Here is a 25,204-nt window from a genome sequence, read left to right on the forward strand (position 1 = left end):
TATGAAGAATTCAAATCCTGAAGGTAAACACCTGTCAGTACAATATCACGTGATCACCAATGTTTACGATGGGAAAGAACAGTTTAAGGCTGAACTATCCATAAGGAACAATAGTATACATACATTAAAAAAAGGCTGGTCAATTTATTTTAATAGTCTGAGAAAAATTCAGTCAACGTCGGTTTCAAAAGGTTTTCAAATCCAACATGTTAATGGTGACTTGTTCTGTTTGGAACCTACAAAAGATTTTAGACCATTATTACCTGGAGATGAAGTTGTTATATCCTATATAGCAGATTATTGGGCTATAAAAACTGTGGATAAGCCATTGGGTTTTTATATTGTTTACAGAGATTCATCCGGAAATGAGTTGAATCCGGAAGCATTGCCACCGGTTACTGTCATTTCTTTTGAGCGAGATGAGCAGAAGACGAGAAGTTGGATGGATGAATATCCTCAGCCGGACAATGCATCTATATACAAGGATAATGATGTTTTAAAAGACATAGATAAAAATGTTTTATGTCCTGTAGTACCAACTCCTTATTGGTACAAAAAAGAAAATGATGGATTTTTTGTAATTAATAAGGATACAAGACTGGCGTACCAATCTGCTTTGGTGGCAGAAGCTGGCCTTTTTATCGAAGATTGCAGAAAATGGTTTGGCATCCATATGATTGCCGTAGCCGGAAATCAGGGGAATATTAGATTGGAGTTGGGAAAAATTGAAAATCCTTATCAAAAAAAAGAACAAGGAAATGAAGCCTACAAACTAGTAATCAATCAGGACGGTATCCATATCATTGGTGTTCGGGGCGCTTCCATTTTTTATGGTATTCAAAGTCTTTACATGATCATGTCTTCTGCTGCCGGGAATACTAAAAACGGCGAGATAAAAATTCCTTATACCACTATCATGGATGTACCTGTGTTTTCATACAGGGGTATGCACCTGGATGTAGCGAGAAATTTTCAACATCCTCGGACAGTAAAAAAACTACTCAAGTACATGTCTATGTACAAACTCAATAAGTTCCACTTTCACTTGACAGATGATGAAGGCTGGAGACTTGAAATCGCAGGATTACCGGAACTTACAGATATAGGTAGCAAAAGAGGCCACACTATAGATGAAACAACATGTTTACTTCCATCATATGGTTCAGGATTTGACCCCAATGATCCGGACTCACCGGGTAACGGATATTATACAAGAAGCGAATTTATTGACCTTTTACACTTTGCCCACAGACACCATATAGAGATAATACCTGCCATAGATTTCCCTGGTCATGCACGGGCTGCCATCAGAAGTATGGAAGTCAGATATCTGAACTACATGGCGCAAGGATTGGAAGAAAAGGCTAACGAATATTTGCTGACGGACTGGCATGATGCGTCTGTCTATGAGTCCGTACAATTGTGGAGAAGAAATGTCATCAATATTGCCCTGCCTTCCACGTATACATTTATTGAGAAAGTCATTGACGAAATTCTGTCTATGTACCACGAAGCCGGTGTAAATATTACTACCCTGCATATAGGTGGAGATGAAGTACCCCATGGAGTCTGGGAAGGATCACCAATATGTCAGAAATTTCTTGAAACACACCCTGAACTACACGATATTTATGATATCTATGAGTATTTCCTTAAGGCCATCAATCAAATATTGACGGACAGAGGTCTGAATACCGGAGGATGGGAAGAAGTAGCTTTCAGGCATCAGGATGGAGCAAAGTCACCTAACCATCAACTCACAAATAGAAACATCATACCATATTGCTGGAATACTGTATGGGGAGATAAAGGTGAAGTTACACCCTATCTTTTGGCGAACTCAGGATATAATGTAGTGCTGTGCAACGCGCCAAATCTTTATTTTGATTTTGCCTATGACAAACATCCTGAAGAAGAAGGATTTTACTGGGGAGGTATGAATGATACTAAGGATGTTTTGAGGTTTTTGCCAATGGACTTGTATAAGAGTGCGGGGAGAAGCGGTATGGGCAAACTGATAGATCCGGATATGGAGTATAAAAAAGCGCCCAAGCTCAATAAAAGGAGTCATGAGAACATATCGGGTATTCAGGGTCAGATATGGGGCGAAACGATGACTACACCAGAAAGAGTGGAATATATGGCCTTGCCAAGGATGCTTGCACTGGCTGAGAGGGCATGGGCACAAGCTCCAGAGTGGAGTAAAATATCAGACAAAACCGATAGAAATGATGCTTTTAATCTCGAATGGTCACTTTTTGCCAATAGAGTAGGCAAAGTCCATTTTGACCTTTTATACCGGTTTTTTGGTTATATAAAATTCAGAGTACCGTGTCCCGGAATAATGATCAAAAACGATACACTATTTGCCAATACTTCATTTCCGGGTTTGACGATAAGATATACTACTGATGGAAGCAATCCCGGTATCGAATCCCCTGTTTATTTAAAACCATTAAAAATCAATTTTTCTGAAATAAAGTTGATTACCTTTTCGCCTAGCGGTAATTTCAGTCGGGTCATCCAATGGCAAGTGGATTCTTGATATATTTATTATTTTTGATATCAAAAAGGTGGTACTATTCAAATTTGTCTTTATATTTGTATAACTAAAATTTACATATCATGACAAAGCTGTACACTTTCGTTCTTTTGATTTGCTTCAGTAGCCTTTATAGTCAAAAGACTTTTTAAGAGAGAACTTTAATTATCCTGCCGGAGCACTCTTAAATGCTAATGGTTGGTATGCTCATAGTGCCGGAACAACTAGTCCCATAGCAGTTACCACAGAGGGATTGTCCTGGACAAAGTCATCTTATATCGGTAGTGGAAAAGGCAGGGCAGCAGCCGTAGTGACTACTGGTTCGGATGAAAATCGTCCATTTGACAGCTGGGTCGATACCATGAGTGTGTACGCATCATTTTTAGTGAAAGCGACTAGTGAAGTTACTACTGCCACAAGTGGCTATTTTTTTCATTATGTACAATATATGACGCCTTCCGCACCTGTTTTTACGTCAACAAGTACATCGTTCAGAGCAAGAGTATATAGTGCCCCTGGATCATCTGCTACAAAATTTAAAATTGGTCTCACCTTCAATTCAACAGCAGTCACGGATGGCGGCCAGTCAGCAGATCTCGATGTCGGAGAAACATATCTGGTAGTAGCAAAGTACACCTTTATTTCTGGGGCGGATAATGATGTAGTAAGTCTGTACGTGTTTAAAGACGGAGATAAAATAGATACAGAACCTGCCACTCCAACTGCCGGACCATTCGGAAAGACAGGTACGACCTCAGCTCCGGATTTGTCAAACATCCAGGGTGTGGCCCTTCGTCAATTTGCCGCAAATCAGAACATCATCGTCGATGGTATCTATGTCCGCAACCATTGGAATATGACTACAGAAGGTACCAGCAGTGCCAGCGATATCGTCAGGTCCTCACTGAATATTTTTCCAAATCCCACATCTGACAGGTTGATCAATATTTCCAATCCAGATAATGCTCCTGTAAAAGCTTGTGTGTATGACATAGCCGGACGAATAGTGTTGGATCAGAAAGTAGAAAATAATCAAATAGACCTTTCTCATTGTCTGAATGGAATGTACGTAGTTCAACTTACACAAAGCAATGAAACAGTAAGTAAAAAATTGGTATTACATTGATATCTCTAAACTTAGAAATGTATTAATAACAGATTTTAACTGTCTATTAAAGGAAATTAGATTTATAGTGCTGATTGCCAATGTCTTACATAGCACTTACATGGATCTTTATTCTTAAGGGGTAAACTTAATGTAATTTCATATTTACTGTGCCAAAGTCTACCTTTGATTGGCCTTTTCATTTTTAGACAAAACTTTGCAAAATGGCGTTAAGAACAGAAAACTGTATGAGCCAAAAAGAATGCATAATGCGAGAACAAAATAACGAAGTTCCTCAAATATCAAAACGGTGATAAACTCCAAAGGCGAGTTTTTTATGTTTAGCTATTTTGTGAAGTTTTGACGTTAAGAAAATGAAAAAGCCTTGACTTTTTGTTTCTTTTGTGTCAAGACAAAAGAAAAAGACAGTTAAAATCAATCTAACAAGAATAATTTTATATATCAAGTTTAGAATGAAGTTCGAAATTTGTAATTTGTCTTTGCAAAATTTACTCCGAAACTTAAGTCGAATAGTTCAAATTTTTTTTCAAAAGTTATCTTTTTGCGTATTTCGCCTTTCTAAAATTCGTAGTTTAGACGAATCAAGCGTATCTTTGATGATATTTTTGTTACTCTAATATCATGAAGATACATCATTGTACATTACTCTGTTTACTGTTCACTTTTTTGTTGCATCAACAACTTTTTGCCCAACAATCCACTACTTCTTCATATCAACCCCGAGCGTACACTTGCACCTATCTTGGTACAGGCAAATCCATCAATGTAGATGGCGATATTACTGAGTCTGCCTGGCAGGATGCAGTATGGACTGACTTAGTTGCAGAAATTGAAGGATCTAAAAAACCAAAACCCCACTTAGATACCAAGGCAAAGTTGCTGTGGGATGATGAGTATTTCTATATTGCTGCTGAAATGCAGGAGACGCATATCTGGGCTACATTTGACAAGCAGGATATGGTCATTTTTCAGGAAAATAATTTTGAAGTCTTTATTGATCCTGATGGAGACACACATCAATATCTGGAATTGGAGATCAATGCTATCGGTACTATCTGGGATTTAATATTGACAAAACCTTACAGCTTGTTTGGCACACCGATCAGTGCATATGACATCAAAGGGCTTAAAAAAGGGGTAAAACTCTATGGCACCAATAATAATGCATCTGATAAGGATGAAAAATGGACCATCGAGCTGGCTATCCCATGGTCTGCCATTGGTGAAATAAGCCATAAAAGGGGCAAACCCATAGATGGGGATTTCTGGAAAGTCAATTTTTCAAGAGTACAATGGGATAGAGACATCAAAAGTGGAAAATATTATAAACAAAAAGATGCTTCATCCCAAAAAGACAAACCCGAAAACAATTGGGTCTGGTCACCTCAAGGGGTGATATCAATGCACAATCCTGAGACATGGGGTTTGGTTATCTTCGCTAAATCGCCCAATGAAAAACTGATTAAATCTGCACTTGAAGTAGATAACATCAAAATGCAGCTTAGAAAAATATTTCTGCATCAGCAGACATTTTATGCAAAACATAGCATATATACCACGACACTTCCGGCAGACCTGAAACAGACGGATTTTGAAATCAGGGTACTGGGAGATACTTTTACAGCGAAGTACTGCAAAAGCCGGATTTGCTACTACATCAGGGAAGATGGCAGAGTGTGGGAAAAAAAGCCATAATTCTAATGGAGTTTAGTAATCATAGCAATCAAATTTTTGATCATTGAGACATCCATTTGCTTTTGTTGGTCTCGGAATATTGTTTGCGGCGCTATGGTCATCCGCTTCTGTAGCTGCCAAAATCGGTGTAACAGTCATGCAACCCTTAGTATTGTTTCAATTCAGGTTTTTCCTTGCGGCTTTTATTTTATTGCTGTACTCGAGGATATTTGAACCTTGGCGACTGCCGGATAAAAAAGAATGGATACAACTTGCTATCTTTGGTTTTTTTAATATCACCTTGTACTTGAGCTTATTTGTACTGGCTATAAATGAAGTTGCAGCCGGAATAGGGAGCCTGTCCACATCTATGAGTCCGCTGATGATGGCACTCCTCGGTGGTATGTTTTATAACAAGAAAACTAATAAAACCCAGATTCTGGGCTTGTTGTTGGGTATTGCCGGAGTTTGGGTAGCTGTCATACCGCTATTGGGAAACAATCTGGCCACTTTCAAAGGCATAGCATTTCTATTTATCAGCATCATGAGTTATAGCTGGGCAGCATTGTATTATTCTGATAAAACCTGGACATTATCAAGATATGCCATCAATGGCTGGCAGGTATTGTTTGGAGCGATCTTTTTATTGCCATTCACCATTTTATTATCAGAAGGCGACGTGACTTTTTCAATGACAGCCATGTTTTCTATATTGTGGTTGGTGATACCTGTATCTATCATCTCTGTGAACTTATGGCTGCGGATGTTGAAAATTGATCCCGTAAAGGCTTCATTTTTTCTGTTTTTAAGTCCTATCTTTGGGTTTGTATTTGCAACAAGCATACTTGGAGAGCCCTTTACCTTATATACATTGGGAGGACTGACCCTTGTACTTTGCGGATTGTATTTGGGTCAGAAGTAGGAGTTGAAAAAAATAATGTCAAAATAAAATATATGACACATGGACAAAAGAACATTTCTTAAAAATACAGCTCTGGCTACAACCGGATTAATACTCGGCAATCAGCTGACTTCATGCAAAATCCCGCAAAGTCCACCAAAAAAGTATAAAAACTGGGTTTGGGCACATCCACATGTCAACTGGTCGGCTGATACGTGGAAAATGAAGGTGGATAAAGCCGTCGAATCCGGTATCCACGCCATGCTGGTAGAAGTGTACAATGGTACCAATACATTTTATGAAGGTGGCCAACTTCCCATGGTGGCCAATGTATTGGAAAAGATCATACCAGCATGCCAATCATCCGGTATGGAGTTGCACGCCTGGATGTGGACCATGCCATGCAACGCACCGCAAATCGTCGAAAAACATCCTGAATGGTATGCCTACAATGGACTGGGTCAGCCTGCACACACCCATCCTGCCTATGTATCATACTATAAGTTTTTGTGCCCATGTCATCCCGGTGCTCAGGAGTTTATCAAAGGAAATGTCACAGCACTTTCCAAAATATCCGAACTCGCGGGTGTCCATCTGGATTATGTACGACTTCCTGATGCCATCATAGCTGAAGGACTTCAACCCAAATACAACATTGTACAGGACAAGGAATATCCACCATATGATTATTCGTACTCACCATCGTGCCGCGAAAAGTTCAAAGCCAAACATGGCATCGATCCGCTTACAGACATCAAAGAGCCCGCATCACACAAAGAGTGGGTGCAATTCAGAAGAGACAGTGTGACACACCTGGTCAATGACATCCTGGTACCCGAAGCCAAAAAGTATAATAAGCAAGTCACTGCCGCTGTCTTTCCCAATTGGGAGAACGTAAGGCAAGAATGGCACCGGTGGAATCTGGATGGATTTTTGCCTATGCTGTACCACAATTTCTATTTGCGGGATATGGACTACATCGCTGAACATACACAAAAAGCCAATGAAAGGCTCAAAAATAAAAAACCTGTGTATTCGGGTCTGTTTATACCCTCTATCAAAGCTGAACAAATATCACAAGCAGTTGCTGAGGCACAAAAAGGAAAATGTGCAGGTATATCTCTATTTGACTTAGCGTCCATGTCAGACGAACATTGGCAGGTATTGAAGAAGGTTTTACAGGCTTGATGGGAGTAGATTTAAGCGATGACAATAAACAAATTTTTTAGAGGGCGAAGTAACACTATTCTGGTGTCCCTACTTACCCGGTACATTTCACTTTGACTCAGATATAAAATTTTAAACATACTCTTGATAAGGTTTTTATTAACTACTTTTGTTAAAAAAAAAGGAACTTATGGTACAAACGGAATATAACGTCAACGAATATTGGTCAGAAGTGGCAAAAAGAATTAAAATCAGAGATGAGAGGGATAATGTGATAGCAGGTGATGATGAACCATTTTACAGGTATAAAAGAAAAAGATTTCTTGATCTGCTACTGAAAGAAGATTACCTTGATAAAGATGTTCTTGAAATCGGATGTGGACCGGGAGGAAATTTAAGTTCTCTATATCCTATGAGACCAAAAAAATTGGTAGGTGCTGATATTTCACAAAATATGATTGATCTTGCAAAAGCCAAACTACCGGTTGACATTGAAATTACCAAAACAGATGGCACGAGTTTACCATTTGATGATAATGCATTCAATATTGTTTTTTCTGCCACAGTTTTACAACACAACACCAATGACAAAATGTTGGAAGAGCTTGTAAAAGAGATGTGTAGAGTATGTAATCAAAATTTGTATATTTACGAGAGCATTTCTCCAGTCCTGACAGGAGAAATGCTCTGTAAATGGCGGCCTCAGTCTTACTATATACAACTTATGGAGGGTTTAGGATTCAAATGGGTATCAACAGACTTTATTAATGTCACCGTAAGTTATTACATGGCTGGAGTCATAAGAAAGTTACTTAATCCAAAGGATCGTAAAGAAGGCGAACCGTTAAATAAAATTTCAATTGTTTTGCAAAATTTGCTAATTCCAGTCACATCAATTTTAGACAAAATTATAAAATCAGAAAAAGACCTGGCGCAGCTTAAATTCACTAAGATAAAATAACCTTATTTATTTTTTTTAATAAGCAAATTACTCCCTAAGTCAAAACTTACATTATATCATTATTTTAAAATCTTTGAATATGCGACATCTTATAATTTTAATATTGCTGATCACTTCATCTTTTCAGTTGATAGCCCAGCATCATGAGTATCACCCCGATCCTGACACCAGCATTCATAGAAGACTCGAAGAGTGGAAGGATCTGAAATTTGGATTGCTCATGCATTGGGGACCTTACAGCCAGTGGGGCATCGTCGAGAGTTGGAGTATCTGTCCGGAAGATCTGAGCTGGGCAACCGGCGGCAGGAAACCCGGAATTTCTGAGAGTTATTTTGACTATGTAAAAAGGTATGAAGCACTTCAATACACCTTCAATCCTACCAAATTCAACCCTGAAAAATGGGCATCAGCAGCCAAAGTGGCCGGAATGAAGTATATGGTATTTACGACCAAACACCATGATGGATTCAGTATGTTTGATACCAAACTGACAGACTATAAAATCACAGGACAAGAGACTCCGTTTTCATCCCATCCACGCAGCAATGTGACAAAGGAAGTATTTGATGCTTTCAGAAAAGAGAACTTCTGGATTGGTGCTTACTTTTCCAAGCCTGATTGGCATTCTGACTATTATTGGTGGCGAAAATTTCCACCTTCAGACAGAAATTGTAACTATTCCGTAACAAAACATCCAGAACAATGGCAAAAATTTGTTGATTTCACGCATGGTCAAATCAATGAATTGGTCAGTGATTATGGCAAAGTGGATATATTATGGCTCGATGGAGGTTGGGTAAGGAAGACATCTGATGGTGAAGTCAAAAAATATCTGGCTGATGAAAGTGAAGGATCAAGGTGGGCGCGCAATCCACAAAACCAGGATATCAATATGAGTAAAATAGTAAAAGACGCACGTAAAAAACAACCCAAACTCATCGTAGTGGACAGAGCCGTCACAGGTGAGCACCAAAACTATCTGACACCTGAGCAGCACATACCTGATGACGGACTTCCGTACCCATGGGAGACCTGTATGACTATGGCCAATAGCTGGAGCTATGTCCCCAATGACAAGTATAAACCGACCAATGAAATCATCGAAAAATTGGTTGACATCGTCTCTAAAGGTGGCAATTATCTCCTGAACATCGGCCCGAGTCCAGAAGGCGAATTTGACTCCGTCGCATACAGTAGATTGCATGAGATTGGCTCATGGATGAAGACCAACGGTGAGGCTATCTATAGCACAAGGACGTATGATACATTTAAAGAAGGGGATGGAATCCGTTTCACTAAATCAAAAGATGGAAAAACAAAATATATTTTTCTTTTTGACTTTCCCGACAAAGCAATTACACTGACAAAAGTGAGTGCCGGTAAAACGTCCAGAATCCAGCTACTCGGAAGCAGCGCAAAAATAAAATGGGCTCAAAAAGGCCCAAATATGGAGATCAATTTACCTGCACAGCTCATGAGCGTATCCGATCATGTGTGGGTGCTGAAGATTGTGGATTAAGATGTGTTAAAACGTAGCCTTCACCTGAGCCCTTCCTACATTGACTACAGGTGAGATGCCGGTCTTACGGCCTTCGTAGTTGATGGTAAGGTCGATATTTTTTGCTATTCTTTTGGTATATACCACATTCCAGAGATAGTTTTTGCCATTTTTGAGGCCTTCGAGCATATCGTACTCGATGGGTGAGTTGGCGATGCCGGTAAAATTAATACTTACATAGCTGAGGGACATATCTAGACTATACTGATTGGCTTTTCTGATTGTATATTCAGATGTTATATCATGGATATTTGCCTGATCCATGGTGAGGATGGTTTGATTTTTTTTCTGAAAGCTGTACTTCGCCATCACTCGCATATTTTGAGATGGGCGGATACTGACTTCAGGCCTGATACGGATGACATCAATTTTGAGATTACGATCACCAAAAGCTTCTGACTGATATGTTTTATATGACTTTTCGATATGTAAAAAGAAGTCTGTATTATTTCTGAGATTGAATCTGGTGCGAAGAAACAATTCGTCCAATCCTCTGTCCTCACGTCCGCTTACCTGAATGATACGGTTTTGATTGTTTCTGTTGCCAAGCTGAATGTCATATTTTACATTGCCTTTATTGAAGAATATGGTATTGGTATTCAGTGCATTATAAGCCACTAAAGAAGTGTCCCTGATAGAAAAGTCAATGTAGGATGTCAAAGGACTCGCGATATTGTCCATTTGTTTTTTAGTAATTCTGAAATTGGATAACGATGAAAATCTCGAAAGAAACTTATATGTCTTTGACAGTTTTACACCTTCTTTTAGTGTCTTAAACTTGGACGGATCTATGGTTAAGCTTTGATTCAATTCGAGATTGTTTGTTCTGATAAACTCATTGTTTGTCAGAGATAAACGGATGTAGTTTGACAAAGGATTGGTAGGGTCATATCTGAAATCCTGAACATTGCTGAGATTAGGATTTTCGCTTTCGTTGATCAGGAAAAAGTCGCCCTGACCATTCTCAACCTTGCGGAATATATACTCTATTCTTGGTTCCTGACCTGAACTTGTATTGTATGTAGTAGTCGATCTGATACCTTGATTTATGGCAGCAAAAACATAATCCAATCTTCCGAGAATGGTCTTTTTACTTTTATCATTGGGCAATAGGCCCTGGTCTGTAATAGAAAGATCCCTGCCTGTGATACTCCATGATAAGTCTGAAGCAGCCGAAGCCAACCATTTTCCAGCCAGTTCTAATTCCTTTGCATTGGACGCTTTCTGGAGTTGATCTGTTTTTGCAAAATAATCGTTTCGGGAACTATAAGCTACTTTGATGGAAAAGTCCTTTGAAATGTCACTTGCGATATACCCTTTAAGAAAATTGTAAGCATAGCTAGCCTTTTTTAATGTATCTGTCCTGAAACCTTTCAATGTATTGGATTCACCATCATATTCAGTGCCAATGGTCCAGGACTTATTTTTAAAAAGCTTGTAGCTTGCAGTGATGTTGGGCCTCTGAAATCTGGTAGCCTGATCAAGGAATGATGAAGATGAATTAAGAAAATTGCTAAACGCCCTGGCTGTAAACCTTGCAACTTGATACCTTATTGTACCTTCGTGTTTGGTGCCCGCATACAGATTACCCTTTTCATACCTGTTGTACCCATATTCGAGACCCAAGCCGGATTTGCCAGTAAGTTGTACATGGGACATCAGGAGATTTTCAGCTGCTTTTGAAGTGATCAAACTGATATTCCAGTCTCTGGAAAACTCTGGAGGCCTGTACGGATTCAGTGCATTGAAGTGTTGGTGGAGATATTCATGATTCAGATTTGCTTTGATATTCCATATACCGGCACTATCCAGTCTTCCTGAATGAGAAAACCTGACATTGCTGGCCAATCCCGTATTGTCATTATTGTCAAGGGAAGATCGGCGATTGATGTCCAGATTACTGAGCGCCAGTTCTGCAAACACATCAGTATTGTTTGTTATTTTGTAAGCGGCATTGGCTGTGATAAGTTGTTTTTTTTCAGGTGGAATGAGTTGTATGACAGGCAGATAGGTACCCTTGCCTTTGCCTGCATACAGATATACCCTGCCATTTTTATTTTTGGTATTGTCTATTACATAATCTCCTTTTCCTACGCCTACTTCAGAAAACACAGCTGTATATTTGGCACTGTCCAAATTTTCTGTAAAATAGAGGATGAGATTTGCCGGATCAATCGGATCGGCTTCTCCTCGATATAAGATGCGTGTCAAATCAGTTTTTTCCTCTGGTGCCACTACTCTCAAACTTTTTCTGACTGATTTGGCAAAGTCATCACCACTCGACTCCAGGATGCGAATATCAATAGAGTCCAATTGCTGGTCACCTGTGACATTTTTGCTGTCTTGCTCTGAATATATCTGAATTCCGGCTTTCCATCTCTCGCCTTTGAATGACGTCTCTGCAGCATAAAGAGATCTCAGATAGTTGATATCGGTATATTCAAAATCAATGATCACCCTGCTATCCCTGGCTATGATTCTCGTAGGCGAAAATGCGATCTCTGCCCTATTGTAGTCTATCACATAGTCATAATCAAATCCTCGGGTCAATAAAATTCCGTTAAAAAATACCCTTTCTGTACCTGCTAGGACGATGATAAATCTTTCGCCATTGTTACCCTGAAGTCTGTAAGGACCTTGGTTGCCTTCTTTGGTAGGAATGCTCTGACGGGAAAATTTACCACGAGATATGGCAAAACTTCCTTTTGAAAAAGCTTCGGTTTTGTCACTCACATTGTATGTAGAAGCAAGAGTGATACCTTTGAGTTTTTTGAAATAATTCATAAAATAACTGTCAGGTTTTCTCAATTCATAATCTCCGGCTGTAAGTGAAGTTTTGTTTTTACTTACTTGAATGAATACTTTGTCAAACTCCTGCAGTTGTTGGGTATTACCTTGTGCCTGAATGGGGAGATTTTCGTCTGATATGGCCGCGACTACTTTGAGCCCGTTGCCCAGATCACCTATGAGTTGCATATCAAAGTTGGAATTGATCACGAGACTTTGACTATTACCAATGGATATTCCCCTTGAAAAACTTCCTCTGTAATCCAGGCCTTTGGAATCTACCAATGCATTTTTCCCGTCAGTTGGTTTGTACTCAAATACCTCTCCGATGGCTCTTTCCTGATATTTCAATTGAGAAGTGTCTATCATAAAAAATGGTTTGCCGATGTCAAAAGCAAATGTCCTATACCTGAAAGCAACACTTCGGTTAATAATACTTTTACATATGCTATCAGAAAAAATAATGGTATGATTGTCAATAACAAATTGAGATAGTGTATCTTCACCAATAGTAATCACCAAACTGTGGGGAAGAAGTGTAAAGTTGTCCAATTTTACAGAACAATCCTTGACCGTGAGCACTTTTAATTTCAATGGATTGCCTGTACTGTTCTGACCTGTTACAATCAAACAATATAACATCAAAAACAATCCCAATAACCAAATTCTAATAACCATCAACAATAATACGAAAAACAAGGGCTAAAAATTACTCATTTTGGTTTGATTTCGGTTTAAAAATTTTAGAATTACAAATACTGATAATATTTTGAACCCAAAAAGTGGATAATATTAATTATAAAATTTATATATTTGACCAACAAATAATTTAAAATGAAAGTTGGAAGTTGCCTAATAGGGTTTATGGTTTTTATGTCGTTTTCAGTGTTTGCGCAAAAAAAAGCAATGGTAGGTGGAACACTTATCGATGGTTTTGGTGGTCAACCAATCCATAACAGTGTCATCCTCATTGATGGCGAAAAAATCACCGCCGTTGGTCATCAGGGCAATCTACAGGTGCCGGATGGATATCAGGTGATTTCTACAGAAGGTATGTCAGTATTGCCCGGGCTTTGGGATATGCATGTGCACCTTATGATCAATGGTCACAGTAATTATACACACTGGGATTCTACTTATATAGATAAATTTGAAAAAATCATCATGCCATCTTCTGCGCATCAATTGCTCATGGCTGGTATCACCAGTGCCAGAGACCTTGGTGCACCACTTGAAGCCAGTATCAATGTCAGAAACAGAATCAACAAAGGTGAAATACCTGGACCAACGATGTATATGTCGGGACCTTTTCTGCAGCATAAACCATACCCAGGCACCGAAAAATTCAGATGGGGTATCAATGGTGCCGCGGATGCTATCGCCAAAGTCAACAAACTCGCAGATGCCGGAGTGGATTGTATCAAACTCATAGATCATGATGAGATGAAATATGAAGAAGTCAAAGCCATTGTAGATCAGGCACACAAGCGCAATCTCACTGTCATAGCACACAGCCACAGACCTGAAGAGATAAGGATAGGACTGAAAGCCGGAGTAGATTGTTTTGAACATACTGGCTTAAGCTCAGCTCCCGAATATCCTGAAGACATACTTCAGCAAATCAAAGAAAGAACTGCTCAGATGAATAAAGGACCTCTTTACTGGACTCCTACGGTCGAAGGATTGTACAACTATGAATACGTCAGGGATAATCCTGAAAAATTAGACAATGATTGTTGGCACCTTGGATTACCAAAAGATATTATCGACGATATCGAATCTTCCATCAGATATCCCGGTCGTATGCCATATTTTCAGCTCACTCCCATCAGGAAACCCACACTTGAGAAAAAAGTGAAACAACTAAAAGATGCCGGAGTCGTGCTTTTGATTGGCACAGATAGTGGCATACCTATGAAATTTCACTGCCAAAGCACATGGAACGAACTCGATGTCTGGGTCAACGAGTTTAAAATGGATGCTAACTACGCCATTAAGGCTGCTACATATTGGCCTGCCAAAATGATGGGTGTAGATGACAGGTATGGCACCATCAGCGAAGGCAAATACGCAGACATTATTACGGTCAAAGGCGATGTACTCAGATATGTTTCACTACTACAAAATGTGGACATGGTCATGAAACATGGGAAAGTAGTCAAAGGTATTATGCCGTGATATCCTAATGATCAATCGCCTTCTTCCAGCATAAAAATTTCATTGACTGATTTTCCAAAGTACCCTGAAAGTTTTAACGCCAGCAGCGTTGACGGAACGTATTTTCCTGCTTCAATCGAATTGATGGCCTGTCTTGATACCCCTATGGTTTTGGCAAGCTCATCCTGAGTAATATTTTTTATGGCTCTTTCTACTCTTAGATTATTTTTCATAGCTCATTTGTTTGCGTTCTTGATACAATTTAAAGTTGAATCTGCAAATAAAAATTATCAATATGGTAAACATATTGAATATCATGATATACAGAAACTCAGCGCCAAAAATAAATAGAAAACAAAAGATAAGAATAAAATAATTGATGTAAGTAGCCCAAAGCAGTGAATCCATCCTTGTTCTCCATATGAATTCGTCTTCGATTTTTTCTCTGGAAAAAGCAACCATCATTAACGAAATCAGACACATAACACCAGCAATAGTTTGGGTGTAATTCCCTGTAATGAATTTAAAAAAACCAATGTCCCCTTTATTGAATAATTTTAATCCATCGCTGGCATAGATAGTGAAAACTTTACTTCCCAACCAGTTTAACTCAAAATCAAAAAACAGAACAAATACACCGAGAATAAACGATGGAAAAAACAATACCCAACCAATTTTTTTACAGAAATTGGGCAATAACAAATTTGTGTTCATAATACATTTTTTTAGATGATGAAATGAAACACAAATATATACTATAATTTACATTATGTCAAGTATAATTTACAAAATATTTATAATAAAATACATTTTGTCAATTATCAAACATTATTGAATTGTCAAAATATCTATTGTTAGTCATACTCTTCAACCGGCAGTTCCTCCATTTTTTCACCAAAAACAAAATGATTGAACCACTGCCAGTTGTGCCAGATAGCTGCCAGTCTTTCTTTGGGCTTATTGATACCATGCCCAAATCCTTTGTACACTATTAGTTTTGAAGGTATATTCCTGTCCTGTAGTCCACGATACAATTCATAGGCATTGGGTATAGGTACTCTTCGATCGAATTCTCCATGCTGAATCAATGTTGGCGTAGATGCTTTATTGATGTTTGTCATGGGTGAAGTTTTCAAATATACATTCATGTCAGACCAGGGTGTGGCTTGCAGATATTGCCTTGTAAACGGAGTGATGTCAGTGTTTACATAGTAAGTGACCCAGTTGGATATACCTGCGCCGACTGAAATGGCTTTGAATCGGTTGGTATTGGTAGTAAGAAAAGCGGAAATGTAGCCGCCCTGACTCCAGCCCATACATCCCATTCTGGAGGTATCAATCATACCTTTGCTATTGAGGTGGTCAATCCCACTCATAACATCCCACATGTCTCCTACACCCAGATTTCGAACGTTGAGAGATCTGAATTTTTCTCCGTAACCTGCGCTGCCTCTATAGTTGACTCTGAGTACAAGTGCTCCTTTTTCACACCACTGACTGATAGGGTACACACCTCCGGGAGTTGGCTCCGGTCTGTCGATGCCTGTGGGACCCCCATGGATCACCATCAAAAGAGGATATTTCTTTTTAGAGTCATAGTCTCCAGGCTTAATCAATACTCCTTCAATTTCAGCACCGTCTTTGCTTTTCCAGCTGATGATCTCACTCTTTGGCACTTTCCAGTCTTTGATTTGAGCAGTCATATTTGTAACAGTTATTAACTTTTCTGATTTTTTTCCATACCATATTTCATTGAGCTGGTCGAAATTCCGTCCACTGATTGCTATCAGACTACCGTCTTTACTTGAAGATACTGTTCCCGGCAGATCCATACCGGTCTCCAACTCTTGGGTGGTATCAGACATTGGGTCATATATGAATACTTTATTTTTCATCTTCACATTTCTCCCATAGATGATACCTGATGGATTCCAGTCATAAATCGACTTATTTTCATCAACATTAGTAAGAATTTCCTTTGATTTACCTTCTTCCAGATTAAAGATAAATACTCTATTATTTTTGTAATAATGCGATATGGTATCATTTAATGTACTTGTATAAAGCACAGATTTCCCGTCAGGGCTCCAATTCTGGAAAAAGTCGCCTCCCATATTTTTAATAATAGTCTTTACTTCTTTATTTCCGATGTTTAATATAGCAATATCAGAGTGGATGGAAGCATTGATCAAAGGATTGGGCTGACGGTTGAAAGCGATTTGTTTGCCATCGGGGCTCCAGTCAAAGCCGGATACAGTAAAATCACCTTCGGTCAATCGCATTGCTTTGGGCATGTTGAAGCATGGTGTTGTTTTATTGGATCTAAGGCTGTCAGATTTTGAATTATAGCAAGGCAATAACCCCGCATTTAGTACAGAGTCCAGATTGAAATTTAAAACCCAAAGATGACTCAATTTATATTCTTCACCTTCGATACTAAAAGCACCATATCTGGACAGCATTCCTTTATCCTTTTTTGAATCAGATTCTGTTTTTGTAAATGCAAATTTGTCTCCATTAGGATTCCATTTGTATGATGTTATTCCATTCTCTTCATCTGTAATCGGAAATGCCTCTCCTCCATCCACAGAAATCAGAAATAACTGGTTTTTATTGCCTCGGTCTGCAAGAAAACTCACCCATCTGCTATCCGGGCTAAATGATCCTGCACTGCTACTGCCTTTTGTTGTTCTGGTCAGTTGAAACGGTTGCTGGCCATTTCTGCTCAACCATATCTCGGTATCATAGCTATTGTCACTCCAATTGGTACTGGTGACATTATAAATAACGTTTTTTCCATCGGGAGATATTATTGTACCTCCTGCTTGCTTGAGACTGATCCATTTTTCAAATGGAACAGATACATTCAACTGAGCAAATGTCGTGAGCGTGGTGACTAGAAAAAAAACGGGAATACAAATACTTTTCATTTTTGAAGTTATTATTTATCAGCAAATATGGGTCATTTAAAAATAATTTTATCAAAACTTTATATCAAAAATGACCAAAAAATCCAAAACATATTTAACTAATGAATTTATACTCATGCCTTGAGAATTAAAATATGATGCCAAAATCCAAATTTAAACAAAATCTAAAGCATAACGAGCTCTATAATTCTAAAGTGCATATAACAAAATAGAAGTGAATGCCTCCGTTTAAGAATTTCGCAGCTTACTTGTCATTCGTAAGAAACAAGCCGTATGTATCCCAAAATTGCACTATACTATATAGTTTTCAGTACTAAATTAATGATCCCTGTCGAAGAAGTATAAACCTGAAATGGCGATTTCTGATCAATTTTCTATTTTGAACGAAAATATGTACATCCTAAAAAGACAATAAAGTCTAAGGGTTTCTATATTTGCAGTAGACTGTCAAATCGCTTTTCACACATGTTTATAAAAATAAAAAATAAAAACCAAAAACTTATGAGAGCAAGTTTTTTTTCATCTATTTTGATTCTTTTCTTTGTCAATATCTCATTTCAGATTTTATCCGGGCAGGAGCCTGCTAAAAAACAAGCCATGACCCCGGAGCTGCTTTGGAAGGTACAGAGGGTTTCAGGTACAGGAATATCCAAAGATGGTAAAAATGTTATTTTCAGAGTGAGTACTCCTTCGGTCGAAGATAATAAATTCAGTTCAAAGACATATACAGTCCCGGTGAGCGGAGGCCAAGCAGCGGAAATCAATCTAACCAATGCAGGTTTGAGCGATAAAAATATTTCTCCCGATGGAAAATTTAAGATTACCCACAAGCCCGTCAAGGTTGAGCCTGTACACGGATATGACTTTCATCCTGAACTGAAAAAGTCCACAGCACAAATATACACAGCACTGGATTACAGACACTGGGATACCTGGAATTATGGCGAATTCAATCATGTGATATTCGGACCGGTCGATGCACCCGACTCTACTTACACAGATATCATGAAAGGGGAAGCTTATCATAGCCCTCAAAAACCATTTGGTGGTGATGAAGACTATATCTGGAGCCCTGACAATAAAAGTATCATTTACGTAAGCAAAAAACTTTCGGGTACAAAAGCTGCACAAAGCACCAACACTGACATCTACCAGTATGATATCAGTACTGGTAAAACGATCAACCTCACGGCTGACAACAAAGGATATGACACATACCCGTTATATTCTGTCAATGGTGATCTGGCTTATCTCAGCATGAAGACAGATGGCTTTGAAGCCGATAAAAATGATATAAAAGTGATTTCCAATGGTATCACAACCAATCTGACCGCCCGATGGGATGAATCAGTCAATAGTTTTATATGGGCAGCAGATGGGAAAAATTTATATTTTATTGCGGCAGTTGATGGTACATTACAAGTTTTTAGTGTCGATTTTCCGGGTATGACCAAAAAACTTCCTGTAGTGACTCAAATAACCAAAGGTGACTGGGATGTAAATAATATCATCGGACTATCAGGGGATTTGTTGATAGTTTCAAGACTGAGTATGAACAGGGCAGCTGAAATATACAGCTTCAATCTAAGCAACAAAACCTGGATCCAACTGACCGATGTCAATCGGGAACTATACAGCAATATCGGAGCATGTCGTACCGAAAGAAGGATGGTCATGACCACAGATAATAAAAATATGCTGGTGTGGGTAGTCTACCCTCCGGATTTTGATCCAAAGAAAAAATATCCGGCACTGCTATATTGCCAGGGAGGACCACAATCGGCATTGACACAGTTCTACTCTTACAGATGGAATCTCCATCTTATGGCAAGCCAAGGCTATATAGTAGTCGCTCCCAACAGACGCGGTATGCCAGGCCACGGGGTAAAATGGAATAAACAAATCAGTAAAGATTGGGGCGGACAGAATATCAGTGACTTGTACAGCGCAATAGACCACATGGCAAAGGAACCTTTTGTGGACAAGAACAGGTTAGGGGCAGTAGGTGCAAGTTATGGTGGTTACTCTGTATTTTATATGGCAGGAACACACAAAAATAGATTTAAAACTTTTATAGCTCATGATGGTATTTTCAATACAGTAAGTATGTATGGCACCACAGAAGAAATGTTTTTTGTCAATTATGATCTGGGAGGACCATACTGGGAAAAGAAAACTGATGTAAGTATGATAGGTGAAATCCCTGTGACCAATGAAATTCCCAATAAGTCCTACACTTCATTTAATCCTGTAAATCATGTACACAAATGGAATACACCTATATACATCATCCAGGGAGGTAAAGACTACAGGGTATCAGATGGTCAAAGTATGGAAGCCTTTACTGCAGCACAGATCAAAGGAATAAAAAGTAAATTCCTCTATTTGCCTGATGAGAACCACTGGGTTGTCAAACCCCAAAACAGTATAGTCTGGCAAAGGGAATTTTTTAAGTGGCTAGATGAGACTTTGAAGTAAAGAATAATAAAAATTAACTATTAAATATGTCGATTGATCCTACAAGATTTCAATTAAAAAGGAGTGCAATTTAGCACAAAAAAACTGCTCAGAATAGTAACACATTGTCTGCAAAGCTGTTATGGTTTTATAGTACAGAATGTGCATTAAAGAGTTTATATCTTAAAAAAAATAGTTTGCCGATTTTTACAAGCCGTTTAGCTAAGAATTTTGGGCATAATCTATCTAAATTATCAAAAGAATGTGCAATACCAAATAATACTCGTCCAGTGGTTGCACTAAGTGGTGTTAATTATCCCATTCACGAATTTCATGAGAGGCTGAGATACGGAGTGAATTTACCTTTAAACATAGAAAATAGTCAACTTACGTACATTAAACAAGTTAATTCTGTTGTCATAAATTTAATTTAAAATGAATAATAATTTATTATATACTTGGATAGATGTTCAATCCCAAATTCAAAATTTTTATAGCGATAAATCAAAAAGTACTATACTCAAAGATGTAAATTATCATGCATATTGGGATGGCTTAAATATTTCATATTATGGAAAACCTAATAAAGCAAAAGTAATAAAAGATTTGAATGAAATTTTTAAGTTAAGATTTACTGAAAATTCAGATCCACCTTTTATTGAATTGGAAGGAGGAATTAAATTTGATGTTTATTTAGAAGAGGTTGAAAATGAAGACGATATTGAACAGAATTTGGTAAAACCCATTTTATCAAGTTATTCATTTGTTTGGAGTACAATAAATTCAGAACCAGTCTCTAGAAATAATGAAACTCCAAATCTATATGCTTTTCATTCATTCAAAGGTGGTGTTGGTCGAACGCTTCATGCCTTGGCTTTTGCAATTCATTTAATTAAATCCAATAAGAAGGTACTCTTAATTGATGCGGATTTTGAAGCTCCTGGAATTTCATGGATTTTTTCAAACTGCGATATATCTTTTGCAGATATTCTGGCTATGTATCATGGTAGTAATGATAAGGAAAGTGTAATTGATTTGGCCAGCCAAGTCCTAGAAAAGGAGAAAGTTGATAAACTATATGTTTTACCAGCATTCAGAAATCTGGAAGAAAAAATTCCATTTCTGGATATTACTCCTGAAAATATTGTGCAGTTTGACAATGATCCATTTGTGATGTCAAAATTAGTATCTGATTTAGGTGCTAAATTGCAAGTGGACTATGTTGTTTTGGACTTAAGGGCGGGATTGTCAGAATTAGGCGCCCCTTGGTTTTTTGATCCGAATATTCAAAAAGTATTTGTTACTACATTAGCGAGCCAGGCTCTCTTAGGAACAAATATGATGTTTAAAAGTCTTTCAAACTTTAGACAAGAGCTTAATTTAGAAAAAGGAAAAGAGATACTACCGATGCTCATTTTTTCGCAGATACCTACCAACATTGTGAAAGAATATGAGGAAAATTGGTCTGATTCTTATTCAAATAATGGTCACCTTGGATTGATCAGGGATTCATACAAAGATGCTTTTTTAAACATGGATGATTTGGAAAGTAGTGATTCATACCAAGACTTAACTCCAAATCAAATTTTAGGGTCTGTATTAAGCCCGGTTACAATATTTACAAAAGAATACGATAGTTTAAAATCACTCCCAAATGATTGGAATGAAGTTAGAGAGCTAATCGAAAGAAGTCAATTAGACGAAGGTATAGCTAAATTTGCATTTAATAATCCAACTGTCCATGTAGATGTTAAAGATTGGGAAGGAAGTTTAAAAAAGTTAAAGGAAATTACTGATAAAGAAAAATTTGCTGAAACTTCGACTTCTAGTGATTTTTTTATTAACACTTCCATAAAAAACATTGCTACAACATTTAAAAGTGATTTGCCTATTGCAGTAGTTGTGGGTGCAAAAGGCTCTGGTAAAACATTTTTATTTTCTCAAATTTTTTTCTTAAAATATTGGAGTAAATTTGTTGACAAAATATTGAATGTTAAGCAAAATGATTCGGGAATAATTTTGCCAATAACTATTCCTTCTAATTTTACAAATCAAAATACATGGTCTAAAATCCCGGAAAGCTTACAGGCTATTAATGATAATGACTTAAGTAATAAAAATATTTGGTTGGATGTAATTAGACCCGATATTGAAAAATCACTTCAACAAGAATTCACAGTAAGTGAATGGAGAACAAAATGGCTCGATTATATTGCTTGGGCAGCTGGTTTTAAAATAGGTAAAGCAAATGTAATTTTAGATTTTCTTGAATACATCAAGTCAAATAAAATTCAAATTGTAAGTATTTTTGATGGTTTAGAAGACTTGTTTAAAGATTTTAACACAGAAAAAAAACAGCAAGTTTCTACAGCAGCTTTACTACAAGATGTACCCAATTGGCTTGCCACCCAATCTACAAAATATTTAGGTGTAATTGTATTCATTAGAAGAGACTTAGTAACTTCTTCAATTACCCAAAATTCAGGTCAGTTTTTAGCCAGATACCAAGACTTTGAGTTAAAATGGGTAAAAGATGAAGCATTAAAGCTTATTCACTGGATTCTAAATCAGTACGAAATTTTTAATCAAAGTACTATTGAAAATTGGTCTGTAGAATTGTCACATGCAAGTGAAGAAAAGTTGATTCAAAATTTATACAAACTTTGGGGGATGCGCATGGCAAAAGACAGTTCAAATGAAGCTTACACTGACAAGTGGGTATTAGGAGCTCTTGCTAATTTAAATAAACAGATTCAATCTCGTGATATTGTTAGATTTTTACATTATTCTTCCGAAAAATCTCTGAATAATGCACCTAATAAAGCAATTTATCCTGATAGATTGTTGTTTCCTTCAGAAATTAAAAAAGCAATTGATGAGGTAGGAAGAGAAAAATTGGAAGAGGTTAAAGTTGAAAATGAGCCGTTGAAAAAGGTATTAAATAAATTAGAAGATCAGTCGTCTGTTCTTAAATTTCCTTGCAAGAAAGAAGATTTAAACAGTTTTACAGAAAAGGACATAGATATTTTAATAGAAAATGGTGTAGTAAAACTCCATGAAGGAGAATACTATATGGCTGAAATTTTCAGAAAAGCAATGAAATTTGATTATTCCAGAAAAGGAAAACCAAAAGTATTGTACTTATAAAGTATGAAATTCAACGGGAGTTTTTTAAGTGGCTGAAGGAAACACTGTAGTATTGACTATCTTTGCTCCATAACTTAGTGATATGACCCAGAAAATATATCAGGTAGATGCATTTACTGACAAGATATTTGCAGGAAATCCGGCTGCAGTGTGCCCACTTAACAAATGGCTGGATGATGACCTTATGCAAAAGATTGCCGCAGAAAACAATCTGTCAGAAACAGTCTTTTATGTCAAAAACGGGGACAATTTTGATATCAGATGGTTTACACCTGAGGTGGAAGTTGATCTGTGCGGACATGCTACACTGGCAGCTGCTTTCGTATTGTTTTGGCATCAAGGTTTCTCAGGGGATATTATTCATTTTTATTCAGAACGAAGCGGTCCCCTTTCTGTTAAAAAGAATGACAATTTGCTTACTCTGAATTTCCCAACTGATGAGATACATCAAATGGAGCTGACATCTGACATCACCTTAGGATTCAATATCAGTCCTGTTGCAGTATACAAAGGTAAGACAGATTACATGTTGATCTATGATAATGAAGATCAAATTCTTCAGTTAATGCCGGATTACACTACTATTCAACAATGGCCGGTTCGTGGAGTTATAGTAACAGCGGCGGGAAAACATTCAGATTTTGTCTCCAGATTTTTTGCCCCGCAATCAGGCGTCAATGAAGACCCTGTTACGGGATCCGCACATACATCACTAACACCGTATTGGTCAGCAAAACTGAATAAAAATGAAATGACAGCTTTACAACTTTCTAGTCGCGGCGGCTACCTGAAATGCACTTACCTCCATGATAGAGTTGAAATAAGTGGGAAAGCAAAATTATACCTAAAAGGAGAAATTTTTATTGTGTAGTTTTCATTTTGAAATAAGCCATTCATATCAAAACATCATCAAAAAATATAGGAATCATCATCCTCGCAGCAGGTGCATCATCTCGGTTGGGAAGACCTAAACAATTGTTACAGTTTGGAGGCACTACTCTTCTCCAGCATACTCTTGACGTTGTAAAAACATTAAAAGTAGATCCGGTGGTGATCGTGACAGGGGCATATCATGATAAAATCATTGAAGTGACCGTTATTGGTGACCTTTATTTCGAATATAATGAATCATGGCAGGAAGGCATGACTACATCCATTGTATGCGGTATAAAACGTCTCGTATCAGAAGCACCGGAGGCTGATGCTGCCATTATCCTGATGTGTGACCAGCCATTTTTGAGTGCTGAAATACTAAATGAGATGATAAAAACCTATCATCTTTCATCTAAAGAAATCGTACAATGCCAGTATGGCAAAGCATCCGGACCGCCAGTGCTGTTTGATAAGTCTTTGTTTGCTTCAATTTGTGCCCTTAAAGAAAAAAATGGTGCACGCAGTATTATTAAAAACAATCCTGACAAAGTTGCACATGTGTCATTTCCGGATGGTAGCATTGATATAGATACTGAAGATGATTATAAACTGTTATTATAAATTTCAATGTCGTTTAGATAAGGATTTTTTCGCTGTTTTTACCCTATCTAAATCTTTCCCTAACAAGGGACAGACTTCATATAGAGGTTTACCTTTTAATTCTTTGTCAAATTATACTGACTCTCCAATTGATTGGAAAACTGTTGGGTTAACCCAACAATTGTGACCCTAATTTACCTATACATTTATCTTTAACTATGAAAAAATATCAGGTTTCCGGTTGATGACATTTTGATGAAAGTGCAATAGACTTACTTTTTTGAAGGTGACAAAGTAGAATTAATCCAACCCTGTTAGATGCCG

At 37.7% G+C, this 25,204-nt stretch carries 15 protein-coding genes and 1 pseudogene; 12 read left to right on the top strand and 4 right to left on the bottom strand.

Going from position 1 to position 25,204, the window contains the following annotated elements; genetic code table 11:
* Window position 1: 1 nt before the first annotated feature.
* The 7 genes and pseudogenes from IPK35_04930 (at window position 2) to IPK35_04960 (ending at window position 9,890) form a co-directional block, all read left to right on the top strand.
* Complete coding sequence (locus IPK35_04930; GenBank protein MBK8052630.1) at window positions 2-2,545, top strand: carbohydate-binding domain-containing protein; 2,544 nt, start codon at window positions 2-4, stop codon at window positions 2,543-2,545.
* Between the two features lie 250 nt (window positions 2,546-2,795).
* Window positions 2,796-3,668 (top strand): T9SS type A sorting domain-containing protein, encoded by an 873-nt coding sequence (locus tag IPK35_04935; protein MBK8052631.1) that lies wholly within the window; start codon window positions 2,796-2,798, stop codon window positions 3,666-3,668.
* 621 nt (window positions 3,669-4,289) lie between these two features.
* Window positions 4,290-5,363 carry a carbohydrate-binding family 9-like protein gene (locus tag IPK35_04940; GenBank protein ID MBK8052632.1) on the top strand — a complete coding sequence of 358 codons (1,074 nt, stop codon included), beginning with the start codon at window positions 4,290-4,292 and terminating at the stop codon, window positions 5,361-5,363.
* A gap of 70 nt (window positions 5,364-5,433) precedes the next feature.
* Window positions 5,434-6,264: pseudogene (locus tag IPK35_04945) on the top strand (DMT family transporter).
* Window positions 6,265-6,303: 39 nt separating this feature from the next.
* Complete coding sequence (locus tag IPK35_04950; protein MBK8052633.1) at window positions 6,304-7,431, top strand: family 10 glycosylhydrolase; 1,128 nt, start codon at window positions 6,304-6,306, stop codon at window positions 7,429-7,431.
* A gap of 169 nt (window positions 7,432-7,600) precedes the next feature.
* Complete coding sequence (locus IPK35_04955; protein MBK8052634.1) at window positions 7,601-8,371, top strand: class I SAM-dependent methyltransferase; 771 nt, start codon at window positions 7,601-7,603, stop codon at window positions 8,369-8,371.
* A gap of 79 nt (window positions 8,372-8,450) precedes the next feature.
* The gene (locus IPK35_04960; GenBank protein ID MBK8052635.1) at window positions 8,451-9,890 is read left to right on the top strand and encodes an alpha-L-fucosidase; all 1,440 of its coding nucleotides are present in this window, start codon (window positions 8,451-8,453) and stop codon (window positions 9,888-9,890) included.
* A gap of 6 nt (window positions 9,891-9,896) precedes the next feature.
* Here IPK35_04960 and IPK35_04965 read toward each other — a convergent pair whose 3' ends face one another.
* Complete coding sequence (locus tag IPK35_04965) at window positions 9,897-13,394, bottom strand: hypothetical protein (protein MBK8052636.1); 3,498 nt, start codon at window positions 13,392-13,394, stop codon at window positions 9,897-9,899.
* 156 nt (window positions 13,395-13,550) lie between these two features.
* On the opposite strand from IPK35_04965, the gene IPK35_04970 reads away from it, so the two are divergent.
* Window positions 13,551-14,894 carry an amidohydrolase family protein gene (locus tag IPK35_04970; protein MBK8052637.1) on the top strand — a complete coding sequence of 448 codons (1,344 nt, stop codon included), beginning with the start codon at window positions 13,551-13,553 and terminating at the stop codon, window positions 14,892-14,894.
* An 11-nt stretch (window positions 14,895-14,905) separates the two neighbouring features.
* Here IPK35_04970 and IPK35_04975 read toward each other — a convergent pair whose 3' ends face one another.
* From IPK35_04975 to IPK35_04985, 3 genes are all read right to left on the bottom strand, one after another.
* Window positions 14,906-15,106 carry a helix-turn-helix transcriptional regulator gene (locus IPK35_04975; GenBank protein MBK8052638.1) on the bottom strand — a complete coding sequence of 67 codons (201 nt, stop codon included), beginning with the start codon at window positions 15,104-15,106 and terminating at the stop codon, window positions 14,906-14,908.
* Entirely contained in the window at window positions 15,096-15,587 is a 492-nt protein-coding gene (locus IPK35_04980) for a hypothetical protein (protein MBK8052639.1), read from the bottom strand. Before IPK35_04980 ends, IPK35_04975 begins: the two co-directional genes overlap by 11 nt.
* A gap of 140 nt (window positions 15,588-15,727) precedes the next feature.
* Window positions 15,728-17,803, bottom strand: coding sequence for a S9 family peptidase (locus tag IPK35_04985; GenBank protein ID MBK8052640.1), 2,076 nt, complete (start codon window positions 17,801-17,803; stop codon window positions 15,728-15,730).
* Between the two features lie 501 nt (window positions 17,804-18,304).
* On the opposite strand from IPK35_04985, the gene IPK35_04990 reads away from it, so the two are divergent.
* From IPK35_04990 to IPK35_05005, 4 genes are all read left to right on the top strand, one after another.
* Complete coding sequence (locus IPK35_04990) at window positions 18,305-20,281, top strand: S9 family peptidase (GenBank protein MBK8052641.1); 1,977 nt, start codon at window positions 18,305-18,307, stop codon at window positions 20,279-20,281.
* Between the two features lie 414 nt (window positions 20,282-20,695).
* Window positions 20,696-23,407: an AAA family ATPase gene (locus IPK35_04995; protein MBK8052642.1), complete on the top strand. Its 2,712-nt coding sequence runs from the start codon at window positions 20,696-20,698 to the stop codon at window positions 23,405-23,407.
* 82 nt (window positions 23,408-23,489) lie between these two features.
* A complete protein-coding gene (locus tag IPK35_05000) occupies window positions 23,490-24,278 on the top strand; it encodes a PhzF family phenazine biosynthesis protein (GenBank protein ID MBK8052643.1) in 789 nt (262 codons plus the stop codon).
* A gap of 86 nt (window positions 24,279-24,364) precedes the next feature.
* Window positions 24,365-24,901 (top strand): nucleotidyltransferase family protein, encoded by a 537-nt coding sequence (locus tag IPK35_05005; GenBank protein ID MBK8052644.1) that lies wholly within the window; start codon window positions 24,365-24,367, stop codon window positions 24,899-24,901.
* Window positions 24,902-25,204: the final 303 nt, after the last annotated feature.

The sequence above is a fragment of the Saprospiraceae bacterium genome (assembly GCA_016713025.1).
GTDB lineage: Bacteria > Bacteroidota > Bacteroidia > Chitinophagales > Saprospiraceae > OLB9.

Coding starts and splice junctions, on each gene's coding strand:
- IPK35_04930 (MBK8052630.1), top strand. CDS start 2: ATGAAGAATTCAAATCCTGAAGGTAAACACCTGTCAGTACAATATCAC.
- IPK35_04940 (MBK8052632.1), top strand. CDS start 4,290: ATGAAGATACATCATTGTACATTACTCTGTTTACTGTTCACTTTTTTG.
- IPK35_04950 (MBK8052633.1), top strand. CDS start 6,304: ATGGACAAAAGAACATTTCTTAAAAATACAGCTCTGGCTACAACCGGA.
- IPK35_04955 (MBK8052634.1), top strand. CDS start 7,601: ATGGTACAAACGGAATATAACGTCAACGAATATTGGTCAGAAGTGGCA.
- IPK35_04960 (MBK8052635.1), top strand. CDS start 8,451: ATGCGACATCTTATAATTTTAATATTGCTGATCACTTCATCTTTTCAG.
- IPK35_04965 (MBK8052636.1), bottom strand. CDS start 13,394: ATGGTTATTAGAATTTGGTTATTGGGATTGTTTTTGATGTTATATTGT.
- IPK35_04970 (MBK8052637.1), top strand. CDS start 13,551: ATGAAAGTTGGAAGTTGCCTAATAGGGTTTATGGTTTTTATGTCGTTT.
- IPK35_04975 (MBK8052638.1), bottom strand. CDS start 15,106: ATGAAAAATAATCTAAGAGTAGAAAGAGCCATAAAAAATATTACTCAG.
- IPK35_04980 (MBK8052639.1), bottom strand. CDS start 15,587: ATGAACACAAATTTGTTATTGCCCAATTTCTGTAAAAAAATTGGTTGG.
- IPK35_04985 (MBK8052640.1), bottom strand. CDS start 17,803: ATGAAAAGTATTTGTATTCCCGTTTTTTTTCTAGTCACCACGCTCACG.
- IPK35_04990 (MBK8052641.1), top strand. CDS start 18,305: ATGAGAGCAAGTTTTTTTTCATCTATTTTGATTCTTTTCTTTGTCAAT.
- IPK35_04995 (MBK8052642.1), top strand. CDS start 20,696: ATGAATAATAATTTATTATATACTTGGATAGATGTTCAATCCCAAATT.
- IPK35_05000 (MBK8052643.1), top strand. CDS start 23,490: ATGACCCAGAAAATATATCAGGTAGATGCATTTACTGACAAGATATTT.